4 protein-coding genes are annotated in these 5,256 nt (G+C 64.0%); 3 read left to right on the top strand and 1 reads right to left on the bottom strand.

The features are described 5' to 3' along the window. Window positions 1-124: 124 nt before the first annotated feature. The gene (galU, locus tag ABYB95_RS16465) at window positions 125-1,021 is read right to left on the bottom strand and encodes a UTP--glucose-1-phosphate uridylyltransferase GalU (protein WP_372659639.1); all 897 of its coding nucleotides are present in this window, start codon (window positions 1,019-1,021) and stop codon (window positions 125-127) included. A gap of 305 nt (window positions 1,022-1,326) precedes the next feature. Between galU and uppS the strand changes: the two genes are divergently transcribed. From uppS to ABYB95_RS16450, 3 genes are all read left to right on the top strand, one after another. After that, the gene (gene uppS / locus ABYB95_RS16460; RefSeq protein ID WP_372659638.1) at window positions 1,327-2,064 is read left to right on the top strand and encodes a polyprenyl diphosphate synthase; all 738 of its coding nucleotides are present in this window, start codon (window positions 1,327-1,329) and stop codon (window positions 2,062-2,064) included. 26 nt (window positions 2,065-2,090) lie between these two features. After that, complete coding sequence (locus tag ABYB95_RS16455; protein WP_372659637.1) at window positions 2,091-4,457, top strand: SLBB domain-containing protein; 2,367 nt, start codon at window positions 2,091-2,093, stop codon at window positions 4,455-4,457. A 5-nt stretch (window positions 4,458-4,462) separates the two neighbouring features. Then, window positions 4,463-5,256 (top strand): Wzz/FepE/Etk N-terminal domain-containing protein (locus ABYB95_RS16450; RefSeq protein ID WP_372659636.1); only part of this gene is annotated, 794 nt, incomplete at its 3' end.

The raw sequence follows: 5,256 nt of genomic DNA, 5'->3' as shown, positions 1-5,256 counted from the left end.
CGCTGGTGGGCCAATGGCGCTCACAGAACGGCAACGGCTCTGCAGGTGCGGCGGCGGCGCCCATGGACGCACCTGCGGTGTTCCTGATCGGGCGCTGAAGCCCGGGATCCGGCCCAGTGGGGTTTTATGAGCCGTTGATGATGCGGTTCATGTGAGCGCGCACTCCGGCGCTCAGTTCGGGGTTCGCCAGCGCCAGGTCCATCGTGGCCTCCAGGAAGCCCTCTTTGCTGCCACAGTCGTAGCGCTTGCCCTGGTAACGGAAAGCGTAGACCTTCTCCACCCCGATCAAGGCGGCGATGCCGTCGGTAAGCTGGATTTCGCCGCCCGCGCCGGTGGGCTGGCGGCGGATGCTGTCAAACACCGCTGGGGTCAAGATGTAACGGCCGGCCACCGCCAGGGTGGACGGTGCCAGCTCGGGCTTGGGCTTTTCCACCATGCCAAAGACCTCGGCCATGCGATCGCTGGCTCCGTGCACGTCCACCACGCCATAGCGCCGGGTGTCCTCGCGGGGCACATCCTGCACCGCCAACACGGTTCCCGGGTTTTGGCCGAAAGCCGCCACCATCTGCTGCAACACCGTCGCGCCACCGTCGGCCTGGTCCTGCCCCACCATCAAATCGTCCGCCAGCAGCACGGCAAAGGGTTCGTCGCCCACCAGCTTCTCGGCGCACAAAACCGCGTGACCCAGACCGAGCGCCCGGGGCTGGCGCACATAGACACAATCCATGTCATCGGGTTTGATCGCGTACACCAACTCCAGCAAGGCGCGCTTGTTGCTCGCCTCCAGCTCGGCTTCCAGCTCGTAAGCGGTGTCGAAATGGTCTTCAATGGCGCGTTTGTGGCGCCCCGTAACAAAGATCATTTCCCGGATGCCCGCCGCATAGGCCTCTTCCACCGCGTACTGCATCAGTGGCTTGTCCACCACCGGCAGCATTTCCTTCGGAATCGCCTTGGTCGCAGGAAGAAATCGGGTGCCCATGCCGCCCACCGGAAAAACGGCTTTCTGAATAGTTTTGCCCATGTTGTATTCCTCTGTTCAGGGGTTCGTTGACCAAATTCAGGTTACACAAATCATAGTTGCACACACTTGCCGGGCTTACCCGCCTCATGATGGCGGGCGCTGGCCGTCTTTGCCAGTGTCCCTGATGGCTTGGAGGGCCAATCCCGTTGGCCCGCCGGAACTTCAGTAAAATCCCTGCGTTGCCCCGGTGCCAGCTTGAAATGCCATCCGTGAGCGAGTCGCGTGCGCTCTTAGGGGGGCGTTTCTTAACCTGATGCCCGAGAACACCCAGGGCAGAAGGCGAACAAAACGAGAAAATAGTTCCAATGTCCGTTGTTCCCTTTCCCGCACCCAAACCGGTACCCCAGCACATTGCCATCATCATGGATGGCAACCGCCGCTGGGCCAGCAAACGGGGCATACCGAAAGCCCTTGGGCATGCGCGTGGTGCGCAGCGGGTGCGCAGCGTGGTTGAAGCCTGTGCCGACAGAGGCGTGCGCTACCTGACGCTGTTTGCCTTCAGCACCGAAAACTGGCAACGCCCCGCAGACGAGGTGTCCAGCCTCATGGGCCTGCTGGTTCACTACCTGGAAAAAGAAGTCAACGACATGAACGCCCGCGGCGTTCGGCTGCGCGTGGTCGGCGATACCCAGCGTTTTGACGCCCGCCTGCAAAAACTCATGTGCGAATCGCAGGCCGCCACGGCCAACAACAACCGCATCACCTTGACCATCGCGGCCAACTACGGCGGGCGCTGGGACATGTTGCAAGCGGTCAGGGCCTGGCAAGAAGCCCACCCGTCCCAGTCCTTGCACGGCATGACCGATGAAACGCTGCGCCCCTACCTCAGCATGGCCTATGCGCCCGACCCCGATCTGGTGATCCGAACCGGGGGCGAATCGCGGGTGAGCAACTTCCTGCTCTGGCAAATGGCCTATTCGGAGTTGTTTTTCACCGACGCTTTGTGGCCAGACTTCACACCTCAGCTGCTGGATGAAGCGCTGCAATGGTTTCAAAAATGCGACCGCCGGTTCGGCGGCAGCAGCAAACGCACCACCGGATGATGTCCCCCATTCGCTCGATTGAATCCATGCCCCATCTCCATTGCCTCCAGCGCACGCTCGCTCTCCCTCTCGCGGCTCTCCTGACCGTCCTGGCCTTGTCGGCCCAAGCCCAAGAAGGCGCAGCCGTTGCGGCGCCGACCATGGGCACGGCTGCGGTCGGCACCGGTGCCAGCGGCAGCCAGCTGTCCACACCGGCCAGCGCGCAGCAAGCGGCCCCCGGTGGACGTGCGGCACCTGCGCCGAATGCGCCCGGCAATGCCTCCAGCAATACACCCACGGGCACCGGCGACGCAGACGCGCCGGCCGAATCCACCAGCGGCACCCCGCAGGCCTTGCGCCGCGCCCCCACCCACAGCCAGTTCCAGCAGTTCGTCAAAGAATCGACCGGGCTGATGCTGCCCATGTACGGCAGCGAACTGTTTGAAGCCACACAAACCTATTCGGCCGATGCCGCCCTGCCACCGCCCGCCGACTACATCCTGGGCCCGGGAGACGAAGTGCAGATGCAGGTGTGGGGCGCGGTGGATCTGGCTGGCCGGTACGTGATCGACCGCAACGGCCAGATCGTCTTGCCCAAGGTGGGCGCGTTCACGCTGGCGGGCGTGCCGGTGCGCGAACTCGAAGCCGTGCTGCGCCGCCAACTGGCCAAGGTGTTCACCAATTTTGAACTCAACGCCAACATGGGCCGTTTGCGCAGCATCCAGATCTATGTGGTCGGGCAGGCGCAACAGCCGGGCACCTTCAAAGTGTCCAGCCTGAGCACGCTGGTGAGCGCCCTGTTCGCCAGCGGTGGCCCCACGGCCAACGGCAGCATGCGCAACATCCAGCTCAAGCGCTCGGGCCAGACGGTCACCACGCTGGATCTCTACGACTTCATCGCCAAGGGCGACAAAGGCCGCGATCTGCCGCTGCAGTCGGGCGACGTCATCGTCATCCCGCCGGTCGGGCCCCGCGTGGCGGTCACGGGCGCGTATGACCACGCGGCCATTTACGAACTCAAGACCAGTTCCTCCACGGTGGGCGACATCCTGAGCCTGGGCGGCGGTGTGCCGTCGCTGGCCAGCACCAGCAAAGCCCTGCTGGAACGCATCGCGCCCGCCAGCACCCCACCGCGCCAGGTGCAAGACATCACGCTCGACGCCGACGGCCTGCGGCTGCCCTTGCGCGACGGCGACGTGCTCACCATGCTAGGCATCAGCCCGGCCTTTGCCAACGCCGTGACCCTGCAAGGCACCGTGGCGGCGCCGCTGCGCTACCGCTGGTTCGAGGGCATGCGCATCCTGGACCTGATTCCCGAACGCGACGCGCTCATCACTGGCGACTACTACAAGCGCAAGAACCTGCTGGTGCAAAACGCCGACGCCGCGCAAGACGCCGGGCGTGGTGTGGCGAGCCGGGTACGCGGCCTGGCCGACGAAATCAACTGGGAATACGCCGTCATCGAGCGCCTGAACCGCGACACCTTGAGCACCGAGTTGATCCCGTTCAACCTGGGCAAAGCGGTGCTGGGCCGCGACCCGGCACACAATCTGCCGCTGCGCGCCGGTGACGTGGTCACCATCCTGAGCCAGAAAGACTTGCGCCTGCCCCAAGACCGCCAGACCCGTCTGGTGCGGGTCGAAGGCGAAGTGGCCGCACCCGGCGTCTACCAGACCCTGCCCGGTGAAACCCTGCCCCAGCTGATCCAGCGCATCGGCGGCCTCACGCCGCAAGCCTATGTGTTCGGGGTGGAGCTGAACCGCGAATCGGTGCGCACCCGCCAGCAAGAAAACCTGGAAATTCTGATCCGCCGGCTCGAAGCCCAGGCCCAGGCCCAAGGCAGCAGCGTGATCGCCAACCTCAGCAGCGAAAACGCGGCCCAGGCCCAGGCCATTCAACAGCAGCAGCAGGCGCAATTGCGCAGCCAGATCCAGCGCCTCAAAACCTTCCGCAGCAACGGGCGCCTGGCGCTGGAACTGAGCACCGATGTGCGCAGCCTGGCGGGCTTGCCCGACCTGGCCCTGGAAGATGGCGACCGTGTGCTGGTGCCGTCCGCGCCCGGTTTCGTGGCTGCTTTCGGTTCGGTCAACAACGAAAACGTGTTCATCTACAAGCCCGGCAAAACCGTGGGCGATGTGATGAAGTCGGCCGGCCTGACCGAAGACGCCGAAGCCGACCAGTCCTTTGTGCTGCGGGCCGACGGCAGCATCATCGCGCGGCGCGACCGGGGCGGCCTGTTTGGCGGTGGTTTCGAGTCGATCGAAGTCATGCCCGGCGACACCGTGGTGGTGCCGGCCCAGATCGACCGCGAAAGCCGCTACAACTTCGTGACCCGTGCGGTGAAAGACTGGACGCAGATCTTCTCCAACTTTGGTCTGGGCATTGCCGCGCTCAAAACCATCAAATCGCTGTGATGCCCATGACCGAGCCCCACACAGCTGCCCAAGGCCCGAGCGCCGGCAACGAAGACGACATCAGCTTGCTCGACTTGCTGCAGGTGGTGGTGGAAAACCTGCGCCTGCTGGTGCTGGCGCCGCTGGGCGTGGGCCTGCTTGCGCTGGGCATCAGTTTCCTGGTGCCTCCCACCTTCACCGCAAGCACCCAGTTTTTGCCCCCACAGCAGCAGCAAAGCGCCGCTGCCGCCATGTTGCAGTCGCTGGGCGCTCTGGGCGGGCTGGCCAGCGCGGCCACCGGCCTGAAAAACCCCAACGACCAGTTCGTGTCTTTTTTGCAAAGCCGCACCATCCAAGACGCGCTGATCGAACGCTTCAAACTCATGGAACGTTACGAGAGCGAGTTCATGCAAGACGCACGCAAAGAGTTGAGCGAGAACGCCCGCATCAGCAGCGGCAAAGACGGTCTCATCTCGGTCGAAGTGGACGACAAAGACCCCGCTTTTGCCGCCCAGCTGGCCAATGCCCATGTGGAAGAGCTGGGCCTGTTGCTGAGCCGCCTGGCCGTCACAGAAGCCCAACAACGCCGCCTGTTTTTTGAAAAGCAGTTGGCCGATGCCAAAGACCAGCTCGTCAAAGCCGAGCAGGCCCTGAAAGCCAGCGGCGTGAACAGCAGCGCGCTCAAAGCCAACCCAGAGGTGGCGGTAGAGGCCTTGGCACAACTGCAGGCCAGCATCACCGCGCAAGAAGTGAAACTGGCCACCATGCGCGGCTACCTCACAGAAAATGCGCCCGATTTCAAACAGGCCCGCACCGAACT

This window comes from Hydrogenophaga sp. (assembly GCF_041633695.1).
Taxonomy (GTDB): Bacteria; Pseudomonadota; Gammaproteobacteria; order Burkholderiales; family Burkholderiaceae_C; genus Hydrogenophaga.
Note: the sequence above shows the minus strand (reverse complement) of the source record. Positions and strands in the feature narration are given on the sequence as shown.

Bases quoted from the DNA above. Each gene is read 5' to 3' on its own strand.
- uppS (WP_372659638.1), top strand. From the start codon at position 1,327: ATGTCCGTTGTTCCCTTTCCCGCACCCAAACCGGTACCCCAGCACATT.
- galU (WP_372659639.1), bottom strand. From the start codon at position 1,021: ATGGGCAAAACTATTCAGAAAGCCGTTTTTCCGGTGGGCGGCATGGGC.
- ABYB95_RS16455 (WP_372659637.1), top strand. From the start codon at position 2,091: ATGCCCCATCTCCATTGCCTCCAGCGCACGCTCGCTCTCCCTCTCGCG.